The 21,863-nt window shown below is 65.0% G+C and carries 25 protein-coding genes; 17 read left to right on the plus strand and 8 right to left on the minus strand.

What is annotated here, in order from left to right:
• Nucleotides 1-14: 14 nt before the first annotated feature.
• From ACFXHA_RS06855 to ACFXHA_RS06870, 4 genes are all read left to right on the plus strand, one after another.
• Nucleotides 15-506: a DUF6301 family protein gene (locus tag ACFXHA_RS06855; protein WP_379353799.1), complete on the plus strand. Its 492-nt coding sequence runs from the start codon at nt 15-17 to the stop codon at nt 504-506.
• The gene (locus ACFXHA_RS06860) at nt 503-943 is read left to right on the plus strand and encodes a hypothetical protein (RefSeq protein ID WP_379353801.1); all 441 of its coding nucleotides are present in this window, start codon (nt 503-505) and stop codon (nt 941-943) included. The genes ACFXHA_RS06855 and ACFXHA_RS06860 overlap by 4 nt, the downstream gene beginning before the upstream one ends.
• Complete coding sequence (locus ACFXHA_RS06865) at nt 940-2,016, plus strand: hypothetical protein (protein WP_379353803.1); 1,077 nt, start codon at nt 940-942, stop codon at nt 2,014-2,016. The genes ACFXHA_RS06860 and ACFXHA_RS06865 overlap by 4 nt, the downstream gene beginning before the upstream one ends.
• 83 nt (nt 2,017-2,099) lie before the next feature.
• Nucleotides 2,100-2,507, plus strand: a complete 408-nt coding sequence (locus ACFXHA_RS06870; protein WP_379353805.1) for a hypothetical protein — start codon at nt 2,100-2,102, stop codon at nt 2,505-2,507.
• A gap of 18 nt (nt 2,508-2,525) precedes the next feature.
• On the opposite strand, the gene ACFXHA_RS06875 is transcribed toward ACFXHA_RS06870, so the two are convergent.
• Nucleotides 2,526-3,845 (minus strand): hypothetical protein, encoded by a 1,320-nt coding sequence (locus tag ACFXHA_RS06875; RefSeq protein ID WP_379353807.1) that lies wholly within the window; start codon nt 3,843-3,845, stop codon nt 2,526-2,528.
• Nucleotides 3,846-4,281: 436 nt separating this feature from the next.
• On the opposite strand from ACFXHA_RS06875, the gene ACFXHA_RS06880 reads away from it, so the two are divergent.
• From ACFXHA_RS06880 to ACFXHA_RS06890, 3 genes are all read left to right on the plus strand, one after another.
• Entirely contained in the window at nt 4,282-4,485 is a 204-nt protein-coding gene (locus ACFXHA_RS06880; RefSeq protein ID WP_379353809.1) for an SUKH-3 domain-containing protein, read from the plus strand.
• On the plus strand, nt 4,482-4,613 hold the full coding sequence (locus tag ACFXHA_RS06885) for a hypothetical protein (protein WP_379353811.1): 132 nt from the start codon (nt 4,482-4,484) through the stop codon (nt 4,611-4,613). The genes ACFXHA_RS06880 and ACFXHA_RS06885 overlap by 4 nt, the downstream gene beginning before the upstream one ends.
• Before the next feature lie 94 nt (nt 4,614-4,707).
• Entirely contained in the window at nt 4,708-5,082 is a 375-nt protein-coding gene (locus ACFXHA_RS06890; RefSeq protein WP_379353812.1) for a hypothetical protein, read from the plus strand.
• A gap of 21 nt (nt 5,083-5,103) precedes the next feature.
• Here ACFXHA_RS06890 and ACFXHA_RS06895 read toward each other — a convergent pair whose 3' ends face one another.
• The gene (locus tag ACFXHA_RS06895; RefSeq protein WP_379353814.1) at nt 5,104-5,952 is read right to left on the minus strand and encodes a hypothetical protein; all 849 of its coding nucleotides are present in this window, start codon (nt 5,950-5,952) and stop codon (nt 5,104-5,106) included.
• A gap of 227 nt (nt 5,953-6,179) precedes the next feature.
• On the opposite strand from ACFXHA_RS06895, the gene ACFXHA_RS06900 reads away from it, so the two are divergent.
• The 6 genes from ACFXHA_RS06900 (at nt 6,180) to ACFXHA_RS06925 (ending at nt 10,647) form a co-directional block, all read left to right on the plus strand.
• Complete coding sequence (locus tag ACFXHA_RS06900; protein ID WP_379353816.1) at nt 6,180-6,623, plus strand: hypothetical protein; 444 nt, start codon at nt 6,180-6,182, stop codon at nt 6,621-6,623.
• Nucleotides 6,623-7,066, plus strand: a complete 444-nt coding sequence (locus ACFXHA_RS06905; protein WP_379353818.1) for a hypothetical protein — start codon at nt 6,623-6,625, stop codon at nt 7,064-7,066. The genes ACFXHA_RS06900 and ACFXHA_RS06905 overlap by 1 nt, the downstream gene beginning before the upstream one ends.
• Before the next feature lie 114 nt (nt 7,067-7,180).
• Nucleotides 7,181-8,551 carry a nucleoside hydrolase gene (locus tag ACFXHA_RS06910; RefSeq protein WP_379353820.1) on the plus strand — a complete coding sequence of 457 codons (1,371 nt, stop codon included), beginning with the start codon at nt 7,181-7,183 and terminating at the stop codon, nt 8,549-8,551.
• Nucleotides 8,548-9,414, plus strand: a complete 867-nt coding sequence (locus ACFXHA_RS06915; RefSeq protein WP_379353822.1) for an immunity 49 family protein — start codon at nt 8,548-8,550, stop codon at nt 9,412-9,414. The genes ACFXHA_RS06910 and ACFXHA_RS06915 overlap by 4 nt, the downstream gene beginning before the upstream one ends.
• Before the next feature lie 84 nt (nt 9,415-9,498).
• The gene (locus tag ACFXHA_RS06920) at nt 9,499-10,005 is read left to right on the plus strand and encodes a DUF4189 domain-containing protein (RefSeq protein WP_379353824.1); all 507 of its coding nucleotides are present in this window, start codon (nt 9,499-9,501) and stop codon (nt 10,003-10,005) included.
• An 84-nt stretch (nt 10,006-10,089) separates the two neighbouring features.
• On the plus strand, nt 10,090-10,647 hold the full coding sequence (locus ACFXHA_RS06925) for a hypothetical protein (protein ID WP_379353826.1): 558 nt from the start codon (nt 10,090-10,092) through the stop codon (nt 10,645-10,647).
• Between the two features lie 46 nt (nt 10,648-10,693).
• Here the strand turns inward: ACFXHA_RS06925 and ACFXHA_RS06930 are convergent, their stop codons facing one another.
• The 4 genes from ACFXHA_RS06930 to ACFXHA_RS06945 all read right to left on the minus strand — a co-directional run bounded on the left by ACFXHA_RS06930 (nt 10,694) and on the right by ACFXHA_RS06945 (nt 12,968).
• The gene (locus tag ACFXHA_RS06930; protein ID WP_379353828.1) at nt 10,694-11,272 is read right to left on the minus strand and encodes a suppressor of fused domain protein; all 579 of its coding nucleotides are present in this window, start codon (nt 11,270-11,272) and stop codon (nt 10,694-10,696) included.
• A gap of 53 nt (nt 11,273-11,325) precedes the next feature.
• Nucleotides 11,326-11,976 carry a hypothetical protein gene (locus tag ACFXHA_RS06935; RefSeq protein WP_379353830.1) on the minus strand — a complete coding sequence of 217 codons (651 nt, stop codon included), beginning with the start codon at nt 11,974-11,976 and terminating at the stop codon, nt 11,326-11,328.
• Nucleotides 11,977-12,169: 193 nt separating this feature from the next.
• On the minus strand, nt 12,170-12,562 hold the full coding sequence (locus ACFXHA_RS06940; RefSeq protein ID WP_379353831.1) for a hypothetical protein: 393 nt from the start codon (nt 12,560-12,562) through the stop codon (nt 12,170-12,172).
• Between the two features lie 7 nt (nt 12,563-12,569).
• On the minus strand, nt 12,570-12,968 hold the full coding sequence (locus tag ACFXHA_RS06945) for a hypothetical protein (protein WP_379353833.1): 399 nt from the start codon (nt 12,966-12,968) through the stop codon (nt 12,570-12,572).
• 265 nt (nt 12,969-13,233) lie between these two features.
• Here ACFXHA_RS06945 and ACFXHA_RS06950 point away from each other — a divergent pair, with 265 nt between their 5' ends.
• Nucleotides 13,234-14,724, plus strand: a complete 1,491-nt coding sequence (locus ACFXHA_RS06950) for a hypothetical protein (protein ID WP_379353835.1) — start codon at nt 13,234-13,236, stop codon at nt 14,722-14,724.
• A 7-nt stretch (nt 14,725-14,731) separates the two neighbouring features.
• Here ACFXHA_RS06950 and ACFXHA_RS06955 read toward each other — a convergent pair whose 3' ends face one another.
• A complete protein-coding gene (locus ACFXHA_RS06955; protein WP_379353837.1) occupies nt 14,732-15,283 on the minus strand; it encodes a hypothetical protein in 552 nt (183 codons plus the stop codon).
• Between the two features lie 178 nt (nt 15,284-15,461).
• Here ACFXHA_RS06955 and ACFXHA_RS06960 point away from each other — a divergent pair, with 178 nt between their 5' ends.
• On the plus strand, nt 15,462-15,776 hold the full coding sequence (locus tag ACFXHA_RS06960; RefSeq protein ID WP_379353839.1) for a hypothetical protein: 315 nt from the start codon (nt 15,462-15,464) through the stop codon (nt 15,774-15,776).
• Between the two features lie 6 nt (nt 15,777-15,782).
• Nucleotides 15,783-16,298 carry a YbaB/EbfC family nucleoid-associated protein gene (locus tag ACFXHA_RS06965; protein WP_379353840.1) on the plus strand — a complete coding sequence of 172 codons (516 nt, stop codon included), beginning with the start codon at nt 15,783-15,785 and terminating at the stop codon, nt 16,296-16,298.
• A 1-nt stretch (nt 16,299) separates the two neighbouring features.
• On the opposite strand, the gene ACFXHA_RS06970 is transcribed toward ACFXHA_RS06965, so the two are convergent.
• A complete protein-coding gene (locus ACFXHA_RS06970) occupies nt 16,300-16,563 on the minus strand; it encodes a hypothetical protein (RefSeq protein WP_379353842.1) in 264 nt (87 codons plus the stop codon).
• Between the two features lie 159 nt (nt 16,564-16,722).
• Here ACFXHA_RS06970 and ACFXHA_RS06975 point away from each other — a divergent pair, with 159 nt between their 5' ends.
• A complete protein-coding gene (locus ACFXHA_RS06975; protein ID WP_379353844.1) occupies nt 16,723-21,822 on the plus strand; it encodes a GH-E family nuclease in 5,100 nt (1,699 codons plus the stop codon).
• The last annotated feature ends 41 nt before the right edge of the window (nt 21,823-21,863 follow it).

Genomic DNA, 21,863 nt, shown 5'->3' on the forward strand with positions numbered 1-21,863 from the left:
GCTAGGGTGATCACATGACGGAATGGCGTGCGCTGGCTGGGCCCGACGTAGCCGAGCTGGCCCTCAGGCTGCGGTCCCTCGACTGGTCTTGGCAGCTCGCGGATGTGCCCGCACTGGCTGTGGATTTCGGCTGGACCATCGGAACGACCTATCAGTATTCGGTTTCGGTGGGCACCGAGCTCGGACCTCGCACCGGCAGTGTGTCAGGCCGATCCGAAACAGCCGACGACATCAGCATCCGGGTCACGGATTACGCCGACGACGACTCGAATGGCCGCGGACATGTTCGCGACGCGTTTGCCAATATGACCTCCGCGATCATCAGCGCCCTCGGCCCACCCACCCTGAGGATCCCCGGGGAGGACGCCGAAATCCGTTGGGCCGGAACGGAAACCACACTGCGACTCCGCGATCTCGCCAGCTGTGTTTCGCTTTATCTCTTCACCAATTCGGCTCTCGACCTCGAGGATCGGGTTTCCGCACTTGACGAGCAGGGTTTGCTGTGACCAGCTGGGATCGCTTCGAGGCCGGACTCGCCGAGCAGTTGGCCGAGCTCCCCGCGGGCGCGCTCGTTGTCATCGAGACACGGGTGGACACTGAACTCGGGTTGGCCCAATTCGCACAGTACGAGGACAAGTTGGTGGCCGAATTGGGCGCGGCTGGGGACCTCGACGAAGGCGCCGAGCCGAATATGCCGGGAGCCCTGCTCGCCTCGGCCGCCGGCTGGCATCGCCCGGACCAGACCGATCACTACAACTGGTGGGTCGAATTGCCCTGGCCGATAACCACCGATATCTACCGGGCGCTGGCAGCCATGGCAGTGACCGGGCTGCGGGATGTCTTTCACGTCTCCAGCCCGACGCGCCTGGTGTATCGGGCCTGGAACTCGAGCCTCGGAAACCGTGACCTCGACCTGCCGCGGCTGGGAATCGACAGACAATGAGCCCTCTCCCGCACCAAGCTGATTCGCCGACAAGCACACCGGGCCGGCAACCGCTGAAACGCCGCCTCGAATTGGATCTGCGCGGGGACCTGACCCCCGATCGCCTTGATCGACTCCGACGCAATCTCGGGCTCGTCGCCGTCAATTCTTCCGGCGAGCCCGCGAATACTGTTCTGGGAGAACGCGCCGAACTCCAGCCGAACAGCGGTATCACGCGGATGGTGATGACGTTCTCGCGTGTGGATGCGCAGCAGTGGTCGCTGACGATAGACGCCGTGCTCGACACCGATCTCGATCCCTGGCAATGCCTGACCGAAATCGCCTGCCGCGTAGCGGGACTGAGTGTCGTCGCGAACCTCACGGCGTTCGACTCGCCGCACGCCTGCCAGTTCTGCGGGCGGTACGTTCTCGAGGTCGAAGGCTGGGCGGAATCTCTGCGGCCCGGGCACAAGGTGCTGGCCCCTTGGAGCGACGACCCGATGTTCTTCCACGGCTGCTACCACTGGTCCTGTGTCCGCGCCTCCGAGTTCGGGCCGAAGTTCCGGACCGAGTTGTTGAACTGGATCTGCGGAACAGAGCACCTCGTTACGGCCCGAGGTGAAGACGGGCTGCCACATGACACGATGCGGACGGGGCTCGGTTATACACGGCATCTCGCGACTGTCCCGAGCGGCGACATCTACGAAAGCCTGCGATTCGATCGCTGGGTCTTCGCCGAGACAGCCGGACCGATCCATTTCCTGGACTTCGACCAGGCGCTCGCCCTGTCGCAGGGAAAACCACTGCGCGGCAACAGCGGTGGACGTCCTGCCTTTCTGCCGGAGCGCCCCGGGGATGTCATCGCCGGATGGGGTCTGGACGAGTTGCTCAATTTCCTCCGGATCCGCGACCTGTACCAGGACTTGATCGACGGCAACGCGCCGGAATACAGCTTCTGGAGGGGAGCACCCAAGAGATCGGGCTATGTCCTCACCTACTCGTTGTCAGCCATACGCCCGATTCCAGGGGACGTATCGGAATTCTTCCGGCACTACTTGCCGCGCTACGCCCTCGAGCATTCCTTGCCGAACTGAGGATGGTCCGGCGCAGAGGCAAGAAGGCCGACCGACCGGTACCCTGACGACATCCAGCGTCAGACCGAATCGGGGGTTACAGAGTGGCAGAGACGCCGTCGGCGGGTGGACTGAAGCCCGTCGGGATCTATCGCGAGATGTACCGAAAGGTGCGGGAGGAGTTGCCGGCGCTGCGCGACTCCTATACAAGTTGGCCGATCGAGGACCGAAAACTGGTAGCGGAGTACATGAAAGCCGGGACGCCGGTGTTCGATGTGGCCGGGGATGTCACTGATCTGCTCGACACCACCCGGACCATCCGCAGCGGGCCCTCGCTGGTTTCGGACGGCGAGTGGATCTGGCGAATGGATTCGATTCACTATCTGGAGACCTACGCGCTGGCGATTCCAGCCGCGTTTCTGGAGCACGTGCGGGGCCGAAACTATCGGCCCCACGGGGGTATCGACGTGGCCGACGCCAAGTTCGACACCGCGATCGCGAACTACTTCTGAGCCGAGAGTCGATTGTGTTTACTGCGAGCGTTTCACCTGCTCGTCGAGCTCGGTGAGCCTGCGGTCGCGCTCCCTGCGCCAGCGCTCGGCGTTGCTTCCATCCAGCTGGCCGGAGAAGGCTTTACGGGCGGCGGCGACGAGTTCATCGGTGACGGCCGGGTAGGCGCGGGCGATCGCTCGCAGAGCCGTCTTGGTCTCCTCGTCCAGGCTGGAACCGGTCAGGAAACCGTTGCCCGCCAGGATGCGTGACAGCATGAAGTCGAAGCTTTCCCGCAACTTGTCCTCGGTGGAACGCTGCTCCGGTACATCCGAGGAGGGCTTTCCCCATAGCCGGATCGTGCCGTTATTGATCATCTGCATGCGCCGTTGGCCGGGAAGATCCAGGTAGGGGCAATCTGCGGTACCGGAACGGAGGGTGAGGGCCGGATCGCCCGGAACAATCCACAGCAGCTTTCCCGATTCCAGCCAGGGACGAAGTTCGAAAGAGTAGTCACGGGGCGTTTGGGCGTGTTCACCCCAGGCTCGCCAATGGCCAGAATTGTCATAGACGTCATATTCCTGTGCACCCCAGGTATTTTCCAGTGGGAATCGACTGGGGCGACCAGTGGTGAAGTAGGTAATTGCCCATCCGATGTGAGGGCCTACCGGCACCTGGGAAATGACAGCTCGGGTCTCGGGTAGCTCCAGCAATCTCGGGACGACATAGGGGACGTCAGGGCCCGGCATGCAGAAGTCGAACGGCATCGCGGTCAGAGGCTCGGTCAACCGCATCGCGCCACCCATGCACAGCCAGTCCGACGGGACGGTCGACTTGCGGCGGCGGATCGGATTTCGCCAATTCCAGTACCAGCCATCCAGGTCGACGTTGTCGATCGGCCAAGTGACGAGCTCATCGGTGAAGGGGCTGCGCGCGACGGGCAGTTCCGGGAGCCAGTCGATGTACTTCTTACGGACTGCACCGCTCTGCGAAAAGGCCTGGCTGCCTTCGGGTGTTGTACCAAGTTCCCGGTGAAGCTGATTCAGCCGGTTGCCTTCAGCCAGTAGCTCATCCCGGTAGCGGCGTGCGGACCCCGCTTCACGCTCGGCGAACCTGCGGTCTCGCGCTGCCCGCCAGCGGGCGGTATTGCTACCGTCCAACAGTCCGGCGAAGGCGCGGCGAGCGGCTTCGACCAGATCCGCGGAAGCGTTCGGATGAGCTCGGGCGACCGCCCACAGGGCCGCCTCCGTCTCATCATCCAGCCCGGTATCGCTGGGTACACCCCTGCCCTCCAGAACAAACGCCAGCACCCGATCGAAGCTGCTCCGCAGCTCATCCTCACTGGCATGGCCCAGCCGCACGTCGGGTCCCCTTCTGTGTCGAACTGACCCCAGCATCCCACACCCCGAAACCGGAGGTCGCAGCACGACTGATACACCAGCGCAACGAGCTTCCGCCACCACGGGATCTCCACAACAACCCCGAACTCGACGCACCGGCTGTCGCCACAACACCAGGTTCGGACGCCGTGGCTGAATTCGAGGAGTTCTACAAAGAACAGAACACATCGACCAGTTGCACAGCACCTCCGATCGCGTCTTCAACGCCGGTGAACGTAGCGCAGATCCCGAAGAACATGCCTGTCGCGGAGCGTGAGCGCGGTCATGGCGCGTGCGGACTTCCTCAGTGCATATCTGCAGCACTCGACGCCGGGTTGGATCCCACACCGTGTGGTAGCTGTAGGCCTCTGCGAGAGCACTATTCGCTGGAATTCATCACCGACGATGGGAACTGACTATGACACAGCTCACGAGCGAGACTGAACGCGTACTTCGTGCTTCCGGATGGTGGCCCGGTAGGCAGGTCGACACCAGTGCATGGAAGGAGACGGTCGAGCGCGGCGGGTTCCGGTGGAACGCAGCGGTGGAGCGATTTCTCGGGGAATTCGGGGGGTTGACTGTCGATATCGCCGGCCCGGGAATCACCTCCGCCGGCCGATGACTTCCGAGGAACGCGAGACCATCGCCGCTCTGCGTCAGAAGACATTCAATATGTGGGAGCAGGAGTTCACTCGTCGTGCCGCCGGCGAACCGCCCTCGTTCCACTACTCCGGCGACGACACCCGCTAATGCTTCGTAAGCCTCACCCCAGGAGGTATCGCAATTTGTCGACGTCTACTGTGCGGACTGCTGGGGCTGATTGACTGAGGGCGGGGATTGAGCCGTGAATCTCGCGAATGTTTTCGATGGCTTGGATGAGGCTGGGCGCCCGATACTTTCGGCGAGCCGCACTTCCGTGTCCGATCCAGATGAGCGACCTCGTATCGAACGATTCCTGAAAGGCGGCGGGATCGTCCTGGGAACCGGGAGGAAGAGCATCGACAACGTCGATCCTAACCGGGGGCGAGTCGTTCCGATCTTCTATCGCACGGATGGGATATGGATCTGGCCGGTGAGTATCGCCTACTACATGTACGAGCACGACATACCGATCGAGACCGACTTCCTAGAGCATGTCCGGCGCAGCGACTACACAGCCGTAGAACCGACTATGGATCGAGTCAAGGAGGCGCTCCAGCTGCTCTACGGGCCGGAGTAGCCGCCACGCGATCCCCTGGAATCAGGCCAATCTGATCGTGCCGTTCTTGATCATCTGCACGCGCCGCTCGCCGGGTAGGTCGAGGTAAGGGCAATCGGTCGGGCCGGATCGCAGCGTGCAGTTCGCGTCATCAGGTGCTATCCAGAGCAGTTTGCCGGAGTCCAGCCAGGGGCGAAGGTCGAAGTCGTATTCGCTCCCGGTGAGCATGTGTTCGCTCCAGGCTCGCCAGTTGCCGGAATCGTCATAGAGGTCGTATTTCTGTGTGCCCCACAGATCTTCCAGCGGAGTTCGGCGCGGACGGTGAGTTGTGAAGTAGGTGGTTGTCCATCCGATGTGGTGGCCGATGGGAACCTCGGTAACGACCGCGCGGGTTCCGGGCAGCTCCAGAATATGAGGAACGACGTATGGGACGGCAGGACCGGGGAGGCAGAAATCGAAGGGCATCGGGGACAGCGGTTCGGACAGGCGCATCGCGCCGCCCATGGCCAGCCAGCCGCCGAAAACCTTCGATCTACCGCGGCGGGCCGGGTTGGACCAGTTCCAGAACCAGCCATCGAGGTCGACATTGTCGATCGGCCACTTGATGAGTTCATCGCTGAATGGGCTGCGAGCCACCGGGATCTCCGGCAACCACTCCAGATACCGTTCAAGGATCTCGCCGCCTCGCACAGACGCTTCCCTGGTTTCCGGTGTCAAATCGCGTTGCCGGTAGATCTTGCGCAGCCGGTTCCCTTCGGTGAGTAGTTCTGCGCGATACCGGCGCGATTCGTCATCCGCTACCGGCCCCAACCCGTGTCCTCCGCGTCCATAGCACCCCAAACCTGCCCGTACGTCCTCGCACAGCATCGCATACGACAGACGCCGAATCACCGTGCAGCTCAACAGGGTCCGACGCCACCGACTCTCGACGCCCGGCATGATCGATATGACCCGACAGACCCGGGATGGGGGCAGAGATAGCCGCGACACTTCACGATCCAGTACCGCGGTTGGGCCAGTACGCTGGGCAGCGTTCCTGCTCAGATCGTTCGGGGGATACACAGTGTCCAGAACGACGACGGAGTTGAAGCCGGTCGGGATCTACTGCGAGGTGTCCAGTGTCGAGCCATGAAGACCTTCGCGCCTTCGACGATCGTGAAACTATCGAGCGTCTGGTCAGTTTGCTCAGGACTCACCTTCCATCCGACTGGAAGCGATTGGTACAGAAGTACCGCGCGCTAGGCAGCGTCAGCCAAGCGCCCGCCATGGTGTGGAACAGGGACAACGCCGGGTGTCTATGGCGGCCTCCGGGTGAGGCTGTTCAGTTGCTTGAACAGCTGCGTCACAACATGTACCGACCGGAGCGGGGAGCCTGGTTGAGCATGGATCTCGTGCTGAGATCCTCAAATACTGTTGATATCTCGTACTTCTGGCACGAAGACGCGGGCTGGGGTGATCAACGCCCCGGGCGGACAGCCTTTCATGAAGAGCTTGAAATCCATCCCCGCAGTGGCGGATTCATCCCGGACTGGTTCCAGACCGGTCTAGAGCAAGTTCGCTGATGCTGTGGCAATCGCCGTCGTACTTCCGGTTCCGCAACAAGACCATCCGGCTCGAAGAGCCTGCTCCGGCTCAGGTGGTCGGCCGGAAGCTCAATATTGATACCGGGGCTTTCGAACCGGCTACCCGGGCTGACATCAACGATGTTTTCCAGCCCGGAGCCGATCTGGATTTCGCAGAGCTCACCGAAGACGAGTTCATCGCGGAGACCGAGGACGCTCGAAGCAGCTACCTGTGGGGCGAAGGGCCGATTTTCGAGATCTACGGGCAGATTGATCGGGTGCTGGACACCGCTCGGCGCGAGCGGCGGCCGCTCACCGCAGATGAGGTCGAGATGCTGCGTGCGTTGCGCCGGAAGACATTTGGCATGTGGGAGCAGGAATTCGCCCGTCGTGCCGCTGGTGAGCCGCCTTCGTTCCGCTATTCGGCCGATGGTTTGCCGTAACGAGCAGATGAGTATCGAGCCAGAGCAACCCCGGGCTGGCTGGTCGAAATGGGAGTGCCGGCGGAGGTGGGGGTCGGTACCGTCGGGGCAAGGACGCGAGGGGCGGGAGGGCCTATGGCCGAGGGCGGGAAGTCGGTGGGGCCGTCGGCGGCGGAGCTTCGGGAGACGTTGCTGATTGTGGATACCGATGTCGGGGGTGATCCGGATGATGCTGTCGCACTGGTGGTTGCAGCGCGGAGGCCGGAGTTGGCGTTGGTTCTTACCAGTGATGAGCATGGGGATCGGCGGGCTCGGCTGGCTCGGCATCTGTTGGATCTGCTTGGGCGGTCCGATGTGCCGGTGGTGGCGGGGCGGGACTTGGGGAATGAGAAGTATTGGGCTGCGGACGGGCTCGTGCCCGAGGATGTGGTGTTGCCTGGCGGAGATGTGGTGGGGGCGGTGCGGTGGGTGTTGACGCGGGCCGAGGGGTGGGTGCGGTGGCTGGGTCTCGGGCCGATGTCGAACCTTGCGGATGTCGTGAGGGAGATTCCCGATTGCGCTGGACGGCTGGTAGTTACGCAGATGGGTGGGGATCTGGATGGGGTCGGCCGGGCCGAGCACAATATTCGGCTCGATGTGGACGCAGCACAGACGGTGTTGCGGGCCGGGTTACACCTGCGGATCGTGCCGGCGGACGTTACCTTCCACCCCGAGAATGAAATCAACTCGAGCTCCAGGGAATACACGATACTCGAGGGATCGCGGGCGGCGGGGCAGTTGCTTCGGGCACATCTGGACCGGTGGTTCGAGAGCTTCTATCCGGGCACGATGCAGCATGATGCGATGGCGTTGGGGCGGGCGCTGGAGATTTCGCAATTGCGTTCCGAGACAGTCGGAGTCGACATCGACGAGACCGGAAAGCTGACCTACGGGCAGTACCAAGTCTCCCTGACACGGTCTGCGGACTATCCCGCGTTCAGGTCTTGGTTGCTGGCGTGGCTGGACGACACGCTGGCGGCCGAGAAGCCTTTCCACCCGATCTCGTTGCGGCAGTCACCGTCGTACTTCCGATTCCGCAACGGCACCATTCGCATGGAGGAACGCTGGCAAGGTGACGAAATCGGCCGGAAATTGAATATCCACCTCGGCACCTTCGAGCCGGCCACCCACGACGACATCACCGAGGTCCTAAGGCCTGCAGCCGATCTCGACTACGCGCAGCTCTTCGAGGAGCGCTTCGTGCGGGAGACCGAGGAGGCGCGACGCTGGTATCTGCGGGGTGACGGTCCGATTTTCGAGATCTACCGGCAGATCGAGCAGATCTTCGCACCGATCCGACGGCGACGACGGTCCATGACCGACGAGGAGATCGCGACGATCACGGCCTTGTGGCGCAAGACATTCGCGCTGTGGGAGGAGGAGTTCGCGCGTCGGGCCCTCGGCTTACCGCCCTCGTTCCGGTATTCGGGAGACGGGTCGTACGGGAAGGAAGACACAACTAGATGACCACCAGGGCAGCTGCCAGACACCACCTCGAGATCCTGGATCAGGAGGGTGAGCAAGAGCGTATCTCCCACGGGATCGAGCACCATCTCACCCGTGCAGAGAAGCATCCACGGCGCTTCAAGGATATTCTCCACGCGTCGATGCGGCTGGCAGGGCTGCGTTCCGCTATCGATCCGACGGCCAGGAAGGTTGAGACCTGGCAAGCCTACGTCCAGGTCATGCAAGCATCCTCAGCGATCTTCGCGATTGCCGGCAAGGCTGACGGCATGATCGAAGTTCGTTATGCCGACCGGACTCTGACGCTTCCGGCCGGTGCGACCCGCGGTATCGCCGATGCGGGTAACTGGGTGACTGCGTTCTTCTTCGCGATCATGGGGCGCGACCAGGCGCGCCTCGACATGCTTTGCGACGTACCGATCGATCTATTGCGCACGTCGGGATCGGTCTACGACGAGTACATCTACCACTGGGTCGACACACTGCAAACGTATTGGTCGGAGGGTTCTGACATCGGAGCAAAACTCCGGGCCGCATTCGAAGGCACCGACCCGGCCAACGCCAGGTACGCGCCCCCTGATCTCATGCTCCAGCTTTTGTACCCGCCGATCGATCTGTTCTACCGATTCCTCGCCGAACAACACGAGGAGTTCAACAACGGTTTGGCACAAGCGCTTCAACTACACGACACATTTTGGGACTCCGACCACGACGACCGGCGGGATGATCGCGATGGCATGATCGCCGCGGGGCCGCTCGCCATGACTTGCCTCGCCTATGACGCCGGGCTGTCCATCGATGTCGAGTCCGACTACCTGCCACGGCATATCGTGCAGCGGAGCTGGCTGGGCGAGTTTCCGACGTAGTCGGAAGAGCCAGTGGAATCGAGGTGGTCGCACTGAGCGGGGCGTGTGATCTCGGCTGAAATAGGTGGACATTTCGGTGCTCCCTTGGCCAGGATCGGCGAGGCTCCGGAGTCGGAGGCCGATCTTGAAGTGTGGGGAGTTCTTTTGAAGTCTGTTCTGGTCAAGGGTGCGTTGACGGTCGTTGCGTCTGCCGCGCTGGTGTCGTCGTTCAGTGCGGCGACCGCCAATGCGGAACGGGGGCCGGATGGGTCGATCTATGGGGCGCTCGCGATCGGGCCGGTCAATAGCCGCGATGTGTGGGGCTCAGCGGTGAACTTTCCCACGCAGGCTGCTGCGAATCACGCGGCGATTGTGCAGTGCGGCAGCGATTGCATTGTGGCGGTGGAGTTCTCGGACGGGTCGTGCGGCTCCATCGCGGTGAATCCCGCCAGCAACTGGCGGGCCTGGGCCGGCGGGCCCAGCCGGGCCGAGTCCGAACAGAATGCGTTAAACGCGTTGTACGCCCGGAGCTCGCAGTCGTTCCTGCCCTCCGGCAGCTCGGGCGGTTCACCGGGCCAGGGGCGGATCATGGTCACCAAGTGCACTGACTGATCTTGCGATACGGGCTGCGGTGCACGGGGTCTCCTGCGCACCCGCAGACCGGCCGCCACTGCGATCCAATCGGAGGTTTCACCCGTGCAGGAGCTACACACCCGGGAGCAGGTTGCGGCATATCTGCGGGAGGCTCGCGTCTACCCGCAGGATCGGGAGATCGGTATCTTCCAGACCGAGTTCGCTTGGGTCTGCTGGATGCCGCTGACCTCAGCGGAGCAGGTCGTCGCGATGCGGACGCCGGGAACGGGCGGCTGCTGCATCGTGGACGCGCGAACGGGGGTGGTGACGAGCTACGGGGCTGCGAGATCTTGGAAAACCTGGGGTGAGATGTACGACGAGTCGATCCGGACGGGAGAGCGACTACCGGCCCAACAGGTCTTTCCACGCCAGTGGCGGGTTGTGTTCCAGCTGATCACGGAGACCGCGACGGAACTCGACTACCGGGTGACCACCGAATCACTGACCCAGCCACCGCAGCCGACGGCGGAATATCGGCTGACGATCACCAAGCAGCCGCGCGGGTACCGAACCAATATTCCCGGAGCGTTCCCCACCGACTGTGCGATGGCAATGTCGAAAATCACGATGCTGCAGAAGAACACCGGGAGCTGGCCGGAACAAGGGTTCCAGGAGTACTGACCCGGGGGAACCCGGCCCCGGCGTTCCGGCCGGGACGGGCATCTTGTCAGATGGTTGAGGGGCGGTTGATGGTCAATATGTTTGCGGCGCTGGCCTTCCACGCATCCCAGAGTTCGTCCGGGCTGTTCTCCACGACGAACTTCGCCTCACGGCTGGTGATCGGGAGGAGGGTAATCGTTTGCAGCACAGGGTGTTCTCCGGAGCCGCAGAAGAAGTCGAAGTCGGTGCCGAAGAAGGGGCTTGTGGCTGCGAGTACTCCGCTGATTTGCGTGTCGTCGATCAGCGGGGTTTCGGTCACCAGGATCTCCCCGAATTCAAGGCCCTTGCGGCGCTGGATGATCCGGCTGGCCACTAGACCGACAAGATGGTGGGCGAAGCCTTCCTCGCCGATGCTCAGGGTGCAGATGAGTTCCTCGGGGAGGAGGGCGTCGATGGCTTGGAATCGGAGGCCGTTCGTCGTGACGGACGTGACGCCGTGCTCATCAAGGTCGTAGAACACGAGGTCGTATCCGCGATTCCTGACACCGTTGTCAGCGGGTTCGGCGTATCTGAACTTCCCTAGGTGCTGAAGGTTGTGTTCCAACAGCCCTTCATAGGAGGAGCGCTCGTTCAAACCCTCTGACATGTAGACAGCATGCCAGGGCCGTCATTGCCTGCTCAGTTGATCTTGTGCCGGACTCATGCGGGGCTGAGTCGGTGCTGGAGGGCGAGGGTCTGACTCCAGGGTGGGGTATCGAGGCCGGCGCGGTGAGCGAGGGCGAGCATTGCGTGGAGGTCTGATTCCGAGGTGGGGCTGGATGTCGAATGTACTGTTGCAGTGACGAATTCAGTCAGTACCGTCGCGGACAGGGTGCCGTGTTCGGCGTGGTGGACGAAGCGATCGCACAGGGCGAGGGCCTCGGGGAAGGACGCGGTGGGGACTTCCAGGTCCGCTGCCATGTCGTGGACGAGGTGGGCGCGGGTGATGAAACGGGAGATGCCGCAGTCGAGGCCGTCGTCGGTGAGGTCGTCGGGGTAGGGGGCGCGGTGCCAGGCGGCGTTGTCCCACCAGTAGACGCAGCCGAGCATGTCGTCGATCTCCTCGAGGTCCGCTCGTGGCAGCCAGTCGGGCGCGCCGGCGAGCATGTCGATCACCGGGTGCTCGAACTTGTAGTTGTACCAGCGGATATCACTGGATTCATCCTCGCCGAACAGCACCGCACGCCCCTCCCCCAGCCAGGCGAGCGTCCACCAGGTGCAACCGCTGTCGTCCCAGTGCAGGCCGGTGTCATTGAGCCAGATCCCCGCTCGATCCGACTGCCCCTCCGCCTCCCGGTCATACCCGGCCACGGCTAGAGCCGCCCACCGAGCCCACAACACCCAAGCGTCCGGCAGATCCGTCGGCCTACCTGGACGATGAAGTTCCTCCACGGTTATTCCCCTAGTCGACGCATCGTCATGCTTTGCGGCGCAGTGTAATACGGCGCTCCGCTGCGTCCCGACGAGATCCGACGACCATGGCTTTCAAGATCAGGGGTTCGGTTCAGAGGTCGGGGTGTGGAGGGTTGTTGCGCAGGCGGTTCCACTCGCGGACGTAGTAGTCGTCGTTCCAGGAGATGTCTTCGTGGTCGGGGGGATCGCCCTGCCAGGAGAAGAACCATTCGATCCACGCCTCGGTGGGGAGTTCGCTGGCTGTGGAACCAGGTACGGCCAGGCGGCGGGAGAAGGCTTCGGCGGTGGGGCGGTCTACGAGTTCCCAGCGGTCGTCGTTGCGGAAGTCGGAGGTGAAGCGGATTACTCGGCCGGGGTCGTACTGCCACATTTGGATTCGTTGGGCCCAGACGAGGGCGTCGTCGGATTTGTCGGTGGATACGAAAATCGTGAAGGGTGGGGACTTTTCGTAGTCGCCCTTGTAGACGGCGCGGTAGTAGAGCACGAGCGATTCACCACACTCCGTTGACAGAGATCCAGATGGCGGCGAGGGAGACGATGTAGCCGAGGACGGCGAGTAGGCCGATCGTGATCAGGGCCTTGGCGATTGGGCTTTCTACGTCTAGTTCGGGGTCGAACTTGACCAGGGTTACCACGGGGATGTGGTGGCCCGCGTTGTCGCCGCCGTCGGGGAGGGTGAAGGCGGCGATGAGGAGGCAGAGGTCTGCTAGTTGGAGGTAGTGGTGCTGGTCGGGGGTGACTATGGAGGCCGTGATCAGGAGTGGGGCGCAGGCTATCCAGAGGGGGAGGCCGAGGGTCAGGACCGTGAGGAAGAGGTACCAGCCGGGGGCCAGGACTCGGATCAGGGGGATGGAGAGGACTAGTGGCCACTGCCACGAGACGATCGTCATGTGCGCTCCCCCGACATAGTGGACACGATAGGGGAATTTGGTCGCGTTGGCGTCGGGGGAGGTGGGCAATTAGGGTCGGCGGCAGCATCGGACGGGGAGAACCGCTAACGGGGTTGGGTACGGGCTGTTTGCGGGGTGGCCGGGGACAGCTTGGTAGGGAGAGGCACGAAAACGTATGGCTTACACACGGAATGACGGGGGCACCGGTGTGCCTGCGATGACAACCGGGGAGCCGAGACGGTCAGTCGGGCGGATCGCGGGGTTTTTGCTGATCGCGGCGGCGGTGTTGACGGTTGCGATGTTTTGGCTGCCCGTAATGACCTACGGCGACGGGAAGTGGGATGCGTTTGTCTGGAAGGTCGTGATCCATCATGGGTCCACGCGATTCTCCGACTACTTCGGCGTGGCGCCTTACGTGCTCGTGGCGATCTCTGCCGCGGTTGCCGGGATACCGCTCGCAGTGGGAGTGGGGGCTCGGCGCGGTGGACTGTTCTGGCTGGGGGCGTTCGCGAGCGGAATGGCGTTGCAGATCGCGTCGCAGGACGTGGTGGGGTATGGACGAGGTTTCGGGCATGGAGTCTCGCTGGGCTCCGGGTACTGGGTGATCACGCTGGTGATGGTGCTCGGCATCGCTGCGTTGGCGACCGCGTTGTGGGATGCCGTGGTGGCGAAACGTGGTGCGGTGCAGCAGGCAGGCGGGGCCGCCGACCGGGTTGCCGGTGTATTCCTGATTGTTGCCGCGGCGGTCGATTTCGGGGCGACGTTCGTACCGGCGGTGGACCGGACGCGGCATTTCACAACCATCTGGAGCGCGGGAGAAACCGCGGGTTTTCCATGGTCCGCAGTGCGGTTCACGCTGGGTTCGATCGCGGTGCTCGTTGTGGCTATCGCGTTGTTGGCTGGATTCGGTGTGCGGAATGCGGCAGTGCGAGCGGCCAGTGGGGCTGCGGCGGGGCTCATCGCGGTGAGCGCGGTCGGCGGGCTGGGGGACGTGTTCTCCATTATGGGACCGAACTTCTGGGAGTACGCGGGAGCCGGGTTCTGGCTACTGGTGCTGACGGTCGTCCTGTCCTTCGCCGCAGCGGTGGCGGGAGTGGTGGCGCAGGTGGCGCGGCCGCGGCTGATGGCGCAGCCGCGAGCGGGGCAGGTGCCTGGGTTCGCGCCCGCTCCCGGAGCGAATCCTTTTGCACCCGTGGGTCAGCCCGCAATGCCGGGCCCCAACCCGTTCGCGGCCGCGGCTGCCGCACCCAATCCATTCGCAGCAGCCACGCCCGTGCCGAACCCGCTCGTGTCCGGGCCGAATCTGATGGTGCAGAACCCGTTTGCGCCGGCACAGACCGGGCCGGAGGTGGAGACGACGGTCAGGATCGAGCCGAAGCCCGGGGCGGTGCAGCCGCCTCGGATGGCGAAGGTTTACGACGAGAAGGGTGCCGACGGGCGGCCGGTGGTGAATCGGCCGGAGTTGGATGGGAATTCCCGGATGGCGGTGTTGGCGTACTTGGAGTCGGCGCCGATTGTGTTGGCGGCTCGGAGTTTTGATCAGGATGAGTTCGCGCCGGCGGAGCGGGATGTGCCGTTGAATTTCCGGACCGATGGGGTGTGGGTGTGGGCGGGGGCGGTGTCGCACTACCTGCACAAGCATGGGCTCACGCCGGAGCCGGAGTTGGTGCAGCACATTGTGAGTCGCGGGTTCCGGGTTGGGAACGTGGACGAGGCGGCGAAGGATGCGGCGATCAAGGTGATCACCGGCGGGTGAGGCCGGGTCAGTCCAGGGTGATGGCGGAGTAGGTGTCGCGCAAGGCTTCCAGGCGGGGGCGGGTGAAGCGGCCTGGTTCGCGGGCGTAGGCGGCTCGGCCTTCGGGGGAGGTGAAGGCGGATGCCGGGATGCGGTCGGCGGACGCCGGGACGAATTTGAGGGTTTCCTCGATCGCGGCCAGAGCCGTGGCCAGGGCGTGGCGGGCGGCGCGCACCGCGCGAGTGTCCAGGTCGGCGGTGGTGGCGGGGACCTGGCGGGCGCACAGGTCGGAATACCAGAGCCAGACACCGGGATCCAGCAGCTCGGAAGGGTCTTCGGCGCCGAAGCGGACGGTGTTCGCCGGGGGCGGGAGGATGTCGGCGGGGAGGCGGAACTCGTAGGCGCGCTGGGCGGCGCAGCCGGGGCATTCGCCGGTGTAGCGGCTGGCCAGGACGCCGTCGATGTTCACCACGGCGCTGCGGAAGGTGCAGCGGGTTTCGCCGCAGGTGGGGCAGGGTTGCAGGCTGACGAACAGGCGGGCCTCCGCATTGGTGCGTGCCAGCGGCAGCGTGTCGGGCATGCCCGCTCCTTCCCCGGGGTCGATGTCGGCCCCGTGGCGGGGCGGTCCGGTCTCGAGCATACGAACAATCCCGGCCCGGCGCGGATCGGGGCCGCGCAGAGGCAGTTCACGTTGCGTTCATCGGATGGCCGTGGGAGAGTCGATGCTTCGATTGGTCGGATGAATCGTGAGGGGCGCGATGGCGGAGAGACTGGAAGCGCATCCGGAGCTGGTGCGCAGTGCGGCCGGATTCGCCGAGGAGATTCGGGATCGGTTGCAGCGCATGGCCGCCGACGCGCACACCGCGATGACGCCGGGTGAATCCGCCTGGGGCGATGACGATTTCGGTGGCAAGTTCGCCAACGGGGCGAAGGGGTTCGTCAGCGGTGGCGACAATCTGGTCACCGGGACCGGGAATCTGGCGACCTCGTTCGAGAACCTGAAGACGGGGTTGGACAAGTCGGCGGCGGCGCTCGAGGCCATGGAGCACGGCAATACCGGAACGTTCGAGTAGCGCGAAATGTCCAGGGATGAAGGGGAATCCACTGCGGCATCGATTCTCGAGGGGTTTACCGCACAGATGCGTGAGATCGCCGAGGCATCGCAGCGCCGGGTACAGTTGACGGCCAGTGGGACGGCGGCGCGCGGACGGGTCACCGTGACGGTGAATGCCGATGGCGTGGTGATCTCCACCCGGTTCGCCGCCGATATCGGTGAACTCACCTACCAGGAGATCGCCGCCGCGGTGACCGCCGCCGCACAGCAGGCCACCGAAGAGGTGCAGCGGCAGTCGCGAGAACTGTTGCAGCCGTTGCGTGATCGACGGGCGAAAATGCCCAGACTGTCGGAGCTGATCGAGGGGATGCCCGAGCTGGCGACGCGTGCGCCGATCCCGCCCGCCTCACTGGCGCCGCCGCAGGCGCGCGAACGGCTGGCACAGTACACCGAGCCCGCGCCACGGTTCAGCAATGCGGTCGACTACGACGAGTGGAGTTCCGACCAGGCCAACCGGGGAGCCACCGACTCCAGTTGGTGAGTCAGTCCGGCGCGCGCAACTGCGGGTAGTAGCCGCGCTGGTATCTGGACAGCCGGGAGATCGCCAGCTGGCCGTCGCCCCGGCAGATCAGGCAGACCCGGTGTGCGTGGCACACCGGGCATTTGCGCTTCTCGCCGGTGTCGTCGGTGAGCCAGCCGGCACCGTCGCAACGGGGGCAGCGGCCGACGCCGTCGCATTCGTAGCACAGCACGAAGCCGGGGGTCACGGTCTCGCTCGTGCGCGCCGGTTCGGGGCGGTCGGGCATACGGTCTCCTTTCGGGGCGGACCCTATCACCGGCAATAACTACCGAGCGGCCGTTAACCGGTCATGCGCTCCACATTCGCCGTTCGTGTTGAGTTCACCTGGTGCGTTGTGGCACAGTCGGTCTCGCCAAGATCAGATCCGACCGGCGTGAGGTGACCTGTGGCGCTGGAATTTCCATCCTGGCTCGAATGGATGAGCTGGCTGGTGGGTTCCGAGTGGCCGCACGGCAACGAGGACCGGATGTGGCAGATGGCCCGGGATCTGGAATCGGTTGCGGGACAGTCGGATGCGCTGCACGACGAGCTGACGCACCTGATGGACTCCATCAAGGGCGCCTATCCCGACGGCGTCGGCGGTGAGCAGGCCCTCGAATGGCTGCAGCCGTTGCGCGACGGCGACGCGTCGGGGCACGGGTCGGTGAAGGAGTTCGGCGACAACTACCGCCAGCTGTCCAAGGCCGCCGACGATATGGGCGATCAACTGCAGTCGGCCAAGCTCAATTTCTATATCGCGGGCGCCTGGCTGGTCGGCGAGATGGCATGGGCGGCCATGACCGGACCGTTCGCGCCCGAGACGGAGATCGAGGTGATCACCCTCGCCCGCACCACCTTCCGGGAGCTGGGCGAGCTGCTCACCAAGCGCATCGAGAGCCTGATCGGCAACCGGATCACCAATGAGGTGCTCAAGGAGATCGTGGTCAAGTCGATCTACGAGATCGGCAAGGGCGCGGTGGTGTCGACCGTGCAGAGCGTCGGGCAGGAACTCGCGGTGCAGACCGTCCAGAACATGGACGGCCACGGGCACGGGTACGACTGGGGCGCGATCGGGAAGAACGCGGCCGTCGCGGCGCTGTCCGGCGCGGCGGGCGGAGCCGTCGGGTTCGGGGCACACTCGGTGCTGCCCACCGAGATGGGCGGGTGGCGTGGCAGTTTCAACGGCGCGCTGACCGGATTCGCCGCCGGAGTGGGCGGGGCCGGGGCCGGGTGGCTCGGCAATGGATTGGTCAACGGGAACTGGGAGTTCGATCCGCGCTCGATCGTCGGCGCGGGATTGGCCGGGGCCGGGCCCGCCGGATTGCACGGATACGAGGGGCGCTCCAATCACGCGGGGATCCCGGTGGATTCGCAGATCCCCGACGGCACGCGCGTGCCGGGTAGGGGCACCACGCCGTCCTTCGATCACCTGGGCACTGACGGCCGGCCGGGTGGCGACGCCGAACCGAGACCGGCAGCCACACAGCCGGGCACCGGCACCTCGGGTGGCTCGGACACTTCGGCACCGAATGGCGGCGAGGGCGGTCCCTCGATGCACCCGTCCGGTGCGGCCGGCGCGCCGACCACCGAACACCCGCAGAACACCGATACCGGACACGACTCGGCGCCTGCCGACAATTCGGGCGCGGCGGGCATCGACACTCGCCGGGAGCGTCCGGAAGCGGATCCGCAGAATGTGTCCGACACTTCGGATTTCGGCGCGCAGCGCACGCCCGATACGCACACGGCTACCGGCGACACCTCGACCGCGGGCGACTCACACGCGCCCGCCGACCACACGGGCGAGCCCACTCGCGCCACCGATCCGGGCAGCCACACACCGGAGTCGCGGCTCGACGCCGCACCCGAACCCACTCGGGACCCGAATAATCAGGCGACGGGCCCGATTCAGGGCACCGATCCGAACTCCCCCGCACAGAACGGACCGGGTGCCGAGGCCGCCAAGAGCACAGGCAGCTCGTCGAGCGCCGGTTCGGGCTCCGGCACCACCCATCTCGGCGGCGATGGCCGCCCGGCCGCCGACCCGGCCCGGTCCACTGTCTTGCCTCGCGACGTCCGCACCGGGCCGCCCAACGATGGCACCGCGCCCAAACCCACTGTGCCCGGCCCCGAATCCCGCGCAACCGCGCCCGACAAGTCCTTCCGCGGCGACAGCCCGCCGGTTCAAGCCGCCCGAACCGGCGTCGACCCCGCCTCGCGCGGGATCGATCGCACCATCCGGGACCGGCTGAGCGAGACCGGCCACGCGCCCGGCGAAGGTGACGCACCCGGCAATGGCCGACCGCCAGGCGAAGGCGATGCCCGCACCGGCAGTCACACACCCAGCGGCGACGACCGCGCATCTGGAGATGGCCGCACGACCGGTGACAGCCGCTCAGCCGATGACGGCCGCCCGCCAGGCGAAGGGCGTGGTTCGGGCGACGGTCACACGCCCGCCGAAACCTCTACGCGCGATGAGGAAGGGGTGCAGGGGGCGGGGCATCCGACCGGCGAGGGGCGCGGTTCCGGTGCGGAGCGCGAGCCCTCCGATCCGGGCGGGCGGAGCCGGGCGGATGAGCCGCATGCCGGACTGCCGGGTGAGGGCGGGCCGGTACTGGTTCCCTTTCCCACACCGCATGATGCCGAGGTCGGTCCGCACGTATCCGATAACCGTCGGCCCGGCATTGCGGCGGCGGCCCCGGTCGGCGAATTCCATGGTGACGCACGGCCGGAAGGCGAGCTGAGTCAGGAGTTTCTCGACGGGGAGATCGATGACGGGCTGAGATTGATGACGCCCGAGGGGATCTCGTGGAATCGGGATGAGCGGTATTTCCTGCTCGAGGACGGTCGCAAGATCCGGATCGAGATCGCCGATACGCAGCTGCAGCCGGATACCGGTAGGCGCAATGTCGCGGAGATTCATCCGAGCGCGGACGGGTACGACATTCGGCTGTCGCGGCATGCCCGCGACGAGGATGTGGTGCGGGCGCTGGCGCACGAGCTGGCCGAGATCCGGCTGGCTCAGGATGATCCGATACCACTGGATCTGCGGCCGGATGTGCGGGAGGACCGGCCCGGCGAGCTGACCCCGCATCTAGCGGGGCGGTTCGCCGAATTGCGGGTGCTGGCCGCGCATTTCGATCGGGCGGTGATGGATCCGGATCCGGCGCGCGAGCTGCCGGGCGTGCGCCGGGATCTGCACGATCTCACCGAGAGGCTGGGACTGCGCGATCCGGACCACGCGCCGATCGCCGAAGAACTACTGCGCCAGTATGATCCCGAGCTGGCCCGCCGAATAGCGCTGGCGGAACACGGCATTCTGGAACACCGGCCGACCTTCGACCCCTCGCTCACCGAGGACCAGTTCGACCATGCCGCCCGGGAACATCTGACGCAGCTGCGCGACCTGCTGACCGGCCCGCACGCCGACGATGTGCTGCGCGCCGAGGAGATGGGTATGCAGGGCCGCCTGCGCGAGGAACTCGCGCGGCGCATCCTCGACCCGATCTTCGACCAGAGCGTCGAGGCCGCGCGGAAGGCCTGGCCGGAGCTGTTCGAGACGCTGGACCCGATCAGTGCCGCCGTCAACGACCCGGCCGGGCACGGACAGCCCCGCGCCGACGCCCTGCACCGGGCCATCGACAACCTCCACGACGCCATGCCCGACGCGCTGCGCGACGCCATCGGCCCCGGCGGCTTCGAGCACATGCACAAGGCCGCGGACGCACTGGCTTTCGGCCCGGACCACATCACCGGCAGCATCGACATGACCACCGGCCGCCTCACCATCGACGGCGAGCACACCACCCTCGGGGAGTTCCTGCGCGGCATCGACCGCGCCAACCGCGGCGCGACCGAACACGGGCTCAATGTCGAATACACCGTGGTCCTGCACGACGCGGTCGACGGCCACTCCGCCGTCGAGGTGCTCCCCCGGCCTCGGCCACAGCATCGACTACCGCTGGAGCAGAACACCTTCGGCGAGCACGACGAGCGAATCCCGCTGGTGGAACGGCCGTCGGTGCAGGCCGCGGTCGAGGGCGGGCACACCATCGATGTCGGTGTCGGGCGCGGCGCGTTCGCGGTCGAACTGACCCCCGCGGCGGACCGCTCCGGCGGTGGCCTCGTCATCAAGACCGAGCTGGCCTCGGAAATGCCGGGCCCCGCCCAACGCCGACGCGATCGCGGCATCCTCGATCCGGGTCCGCTCACCGAGCCGGGGACCGTCATGGTGTTCGGCGATCTGCTCGGCAACGGGCATCTGCTCGGCGACGGACCGGGCGGCGAAGCAGGGCGTGTCTACATCAACAATGTCAGCGCCCACCCGAACGAGGCCGCCTACCGCGCCATGGCCGACAGGCTCGAGACGACACTGAAACCCGGCGGGCGCATCGAGATCCAATGGGACATGAAGCCGGAGGAACCGGGTGGCCGGCCCGGCAATCGCGGGCACATCACCGGCACCGACCTGTGGGAAGCCATCAAGCAGCGCTACGAGGGCCGTACCAACCCATTCCGGGTCGACGAGCACACCGAGTTCCCGCCGCCCGGCAACAACAACTACGACTACACCATCAACGCAGGCGGCAGTAATAACCTCGACCGCACCCGCATGGCCGGAATCGACCGGCCGATGCCGGAACACCGGATGGTCATCGTCTACGAGCCGGACGCGCACCACCCCCCGATGCCGTCACCCGATCCGGGCCACCCGATCACCGCAGCCGAGCGGGATTTGCGGCGGAATGCCCTCCCGGAGAAGTACTACCTCTACGCCGGCGGCCAGGAGGCTCGGCTCCGCAGCGGCGAGTCCGGACCGCCCTTGCGCTGGGACGCGACCGCCGACCACGGGCATGGCGCATGGGTCGAACGGGAAGGCACGCTCGAACCGACTCCGGAAACACCCGATCATCTTCGGGATGACCAGAAATTCATGGGGTACGTCTACGCAGGTGATCGCCCGTCATTCTCCACTGCCACCAAGTATTCCGTCTATGCGGCGACCGAGATGAATGCGGATGGAACATACAAGTGTGCCGTATCCGGCAGACCCATTCCGGTAGTCCTGGGATCGGACGGTCACCCTCGGTTCCATGAGATGGTCGGTGGTAGACGCACCGAGACCGATCCACCGGATTGGTATAAGCGGGGCGAGAATCCACCGAATCCGCCGCACGACAAATTCACCATTCCGGAGCCCAACAGCGCCCACATGGGCCATCTACCGGAGTACGAATACTGGCGGCAGCGCTCATTTGCCCTGTACCACAAGGGAACCGTCGAACAGTTCGAGCGGGTATACGACGATCCAGGGCATTACCGGCTCGAACTGAAAGAGGAGAACGAAGGCCACGACCACGAATCGACGGACCCCGGTTACGGCAATTACCCCAAGCTCTACAAGCGTCTGTTCCCGGGTGAAACGATCCCGCCCATCCCCGCGGCACCCCCGGACGACAGCGGAATCATCAAGGGAGGACGGAAACCTGGCGATCCTCGACGATGATAGGCTCGCAACCCACAGGACCCCGAACTCCTCGAAATAGA

This window comes from Nocardia sp. NPDC059240 (assembly GCF_042753865.1).
Classification (GTDB): Bacteria; Actinomycetota; Actinomycetes; order Mycobacteriales; family Mycobacteriaceae; genus Nocardia.